General features: G+C 39.8%; 2 protein-coding genes and 2 pseudogenes. All 4 read right to left on the bottom strand.

Annotated elements, in window-relative coordinates; all coding sequences use genetic code 11:
- Nucleotides 1-299, bottom strand: a pseudogene (locus DXD65_RS20645) (RHS repeat-associated core domain-containing protein); the annotation flags it as partial.
- Nucleotides 300-446: 147 nt separating this feature from the next.
- On the bottom strand, nt 447-995 hold the full coding sequence (locus DXD65_RS20640) for a hypothetical protein (RefSeq protein ID WP_005825326.1): 549 nt from the start codon (nt 993-995) through the stop codon (nt 447-449).
- A gap of 571 nt (nt 996-1,566) precedes the next feature.
- Nucleotides 1,567-2,698, bottom strand: a pseudogene (locus DXD65_RS21400) (RHS repeat-associated core domain-containing protein); the annotation flags it as partial.
- A 684-nt stretch (nt 2,699-3,382) separates the two neighbouring features.
- On the bottom strand, nt 3,383-3,799 hold a 417-nt coding region (locus DXD65_RS20625; RefSeq protein WP_199670758.1), incomplete at its 5' end, for an RHS repeat-associated core domain-containing protein.

The raw sequence follows: 3,799 nt of genomic DNA, 5'->3' as shown, positions 1-3,799 counted from the left end.
ATTTCCATATATCCCGCACCGGGAAGCTTCTTCCAGATACAGCGGTTGCGTCCGTCGTATTTGTACTGAAAAGCATACAAGTCGAGATTGGCCGAGCTCTGGTACATAGGCTGGAGTACGAAACAAAGATTACTTTTGTCGTCATACACATAGTAGGTGTCGTGCGTTTCGCTGCCTTTCATCTGACGCGTCAATACAACATGTCCCATCTCATCGGTAAAGGTGTAGCTCACGTTCAAGTCTTCATCGGTGGTTTTAATAACCGAAAGCTGACCGGAAAAATTGCGTATAGAAAGCAAAAGGCAGATGATTCACGAAGCCAAACTGAAAAACAAATTCCCTGCTTATATTCAAAAGACATAAGCAGGGAATCATTTAGTTTATTGAATCAGAGATTCGGGGACTTGGGAACAATGGGGGAAGAACATACACTGAAACAGAATATTTTATCTTATCAAGAAACGTCCAAATATAAAATACCATTCTTCAGAAAGTGCATTATTCGTTTTTTGCCAACTTCCTTCAGTGGATAGGAGTATTTTTTTTATTAACTTATCGTAATTATACTTGGAGTTATTATACCCTGCCCTTTTCACAATTTTTATTTCTCTAATTTTAAGTTTTCTGTCAAAAAGAATAGTGTATAAACAAGAGGCATTCTGTTCATCACCATTGTAGTTTTCCCAATAAAGACTATCTTGGTATTTCCTTAATGATTCGTTTCCACCAATATAAGAAATTTCCGTTGAGACTTCTCGCAACCGCTTCCTAAAATAATAAGAAGTATACATTTTAGAAGATCTTGCAGTATCCAATATCAATTCAAAAACTGGTAAGTTGGTCTCAGTATCAAAAAAGATAGTTTTTTCTATCTTCTTTTTATAGGAACTTATATCACTTGAATATATTATACTTTCTTCCACCAACTTATTTTGTCCGTACAATAATGGCGGAAGCATAATAAACATGAAAAATAGTTTTAATTTAATAGTCATATCCTAATCGTTTTGACATTACATCAGCTCTTTTATTGTATATAAAATTATTGACCCCTGGCTGTCCGTGGCTAAACGGTACATTCCTCAAGTATAAAATAACATGCCCAAATTCGTGTGCAATCCCAACTGTTCGATGATTCAAAGTGCCATTCTTATTAATTATGACTTGTACATGGCTATTGGTTGAACTCTTACCGGAAGCTAACCTCTTGTCAGGTACTAATGTCTGACCTAAATTTCCTTGAATATGTTTTCCAAAAGGGACTCCAGCCTTTGAATACTCTTCTTTTTGATGAGCAGGTATTTCGCTATCATCATCGTCATAAGGAGTACCAAAAGTTTCTTCTACAGTCTTCCCATTCATTTTATATGTATTCTTATCAGATAATGACAGTTCTACCATTTTCTCACTATTGGCAATCTCAAATAAGTCTTTCAGAAAGAAATCATTACTACTATTAGCTTGTTTCGCAATGGAAGTTGGATCCAATATACCATTATTGAATTGCATCTTTATGTTACTACCATCCTGCAAACCATTGTAAATAGCTTCAATAGCTGCTGGAGTTACAATAAGCAAGCTATCTCCATTGATGTCAATGGTATTCACTGGATTATTCGCTCCATACTGATACGGAGACAATGAGTGATACTTCTCGGAAAACCTATCATTCGTTGTAAATCTCCCCAGCGCCGCATCATAATGCCGTGCCCCGTAGTCATACCAGTTCAACCCCTTCTTGCCATCATACTCCTTGCCGTTGTACTTGTAAGGCTGCACATTGCCTGAACTTGCAAACACACCACCGAAGGGATAGTAATGGTTCGCTTCCTCTACCGTGCCGCTTTGGTTAATCACAACCCGGTTATTACCCTGATGGTCTTTCAAGTAGTAATGGTACTTGCCGTCGCTCAAAGTAACATAGCCTTCATCGGTCAGCAGCAACTTCTGAACACCGTTCTCATAGACCACGTTTCCGCAATAGTCCGTCGTGGTGGTAGTGCTGCCTGTCTTATGGACAGTTTTCAGCTTTGTGCCGTCGGCTGCATAGGTATAGGTGACGGTGCTGCCGTCACTGAACGTCACCACACTGGGCAAATTTAAGCAATTATACGATATATTGGTAATTCCCTTGTTCAAATCTTTAGTTAAATTCCCGTTGGAATCGTAGTTGTATTCATTCGCCTGCTTCACGCCGTCCTTGAACTCGAAACCGTTGTTGTAAGCAGATGTGGCTACAGCATCATCTACACGGGTCAACTGATTACCACCGAGGGTGAAAGTCAGGTTATCAATCAGACCATAGGTAGAAGCTCCGGTTTGACCGTAGCGTTGCAGGGTCTTGATGTTGCCGTTCTTGTCATAGGCGGTTACATTCTCACTGAAACGGTCGGTGTTCGCGTTGATGCCGGCTGTTTCGCCGTAGGTCGCGTTCAGCAGCCTGTCCAGCCCGTCGTAGGTGAACTTGTAGCCGCGGACGGTGCTTTCATTCCCTGCCTTCCAAGTCATGCTGCTGATGCTGTTATTGTATTTGGCTGTTGTAAAACAAATTCCGCGTAAGCTTGCTTCCACTGATACCCGTCAGTCAGCTGCAGACATTGTAAGTGTACGACTGCTTGTTCACGGCAGAACCGTGCAACGACTTGCTCTGTAGACGGCCCAGATTGTCATAAGCGTAGGCGGCAAGCGTTACCTTACTCGAATCATCAACCTGATACTTCAAGAATAGTTCACGTTGAACAGGCTGATTATGAGATGTCCGACAAGACAATACCTCTCAAGGTGTCAGGAATACTAAAAAGTCCAAAGATTAGATACAATGCCCCCTAAAAGTTGGATAAAATACTTTTAGGGGGCATCTCAGCAATATTAAAACACATCAGATGAAGAATATCTGCTGCAAATCACTTCGTTACCTTCGTCCATACTTCCTTAACATATATACCAAAACTATAAAATTCATAATAGGGACCAATATATATATCATAGGCAATTCAAAGAATAGAAATAAAAGGAACATTATAAGACCTAAAGCTACTGAATATAAAAAGCATATACCTAAAAATATAATGTTATAGGTATTACTCTTAATAACTATTCCAAGAAATGATATTAATAACAATATGATTGCGGCAATAAAGGTCTCAATGGATTTAAACGATAAAAGCCAAATACTTTGTACAGCCCAAAAAAACGGTATTGTTAATTTTAACATATTCCCTTTTAGTATCATTTATTTCTCCTTATTATGTATCCTAATGGATTGTTCTTTTCTATAGCCTGATATGCCTTACTTGGCAAATAAGGATTTACTTTTACATTGAAAATGTCCCCAGTTTGCCTATTGATTACTCTCATTTTGTTCATTGTTTCTATACCAGCTTTATTTAATGATTTTTGAACTACGATTATTAGCCCCATACTGATACGGAGACATCGAATGATACTTCTCAGCAAATCTGTCATTAGTCGTAAACCTACCCAATGCCGCATCATAATGCCTTGCACCATAATCATACCAGTTCAACCCCTTCTTGCCATCGTACTCCTTGCCGTTATACTTGTAAGGCTGCACATTGCCTGAGCTTGCAAACACACCACCGAAGGGATAGTAATGGTTCGCTTCCTCAACAGCACCGCTGGAACTGAGGACTACGCGGTTGTTTCCCTGATGGTCCTGCAGGTAATAGTGGTACTTCTTGTCCGAAAGCGTAACATACCCCTCTTCCGTAAGAAGAAGCCTGGCAACACCGTTTTCATAGACCACATTGCCGCAATACACAGTAGGAACCGGATTGCC

This window comes from Bacteroides sp. 4_1_36, from assembly GCF_003466325.1.
Lineage (GTDB): Bacteria > Bacteroidota > Bacteroidia > Bacteroidales > Bacteroidaceae > Bacteroides > Bacteroides uniformis.
The sequence above is the reverse complement of the archived record's forward strand: the minus strand, read 5'-3'. Positions and strand labels throughout refer to the sequence as shown.

Coding starts and splice junctions, on each gene's coding strand:
- DXD65_RS20640 (WP_005825326.1), bottom strand. CDS start 995: ATGACTATTAAATTAAAACTATTTTTCATGTTTATTATGCTTCCGCCA.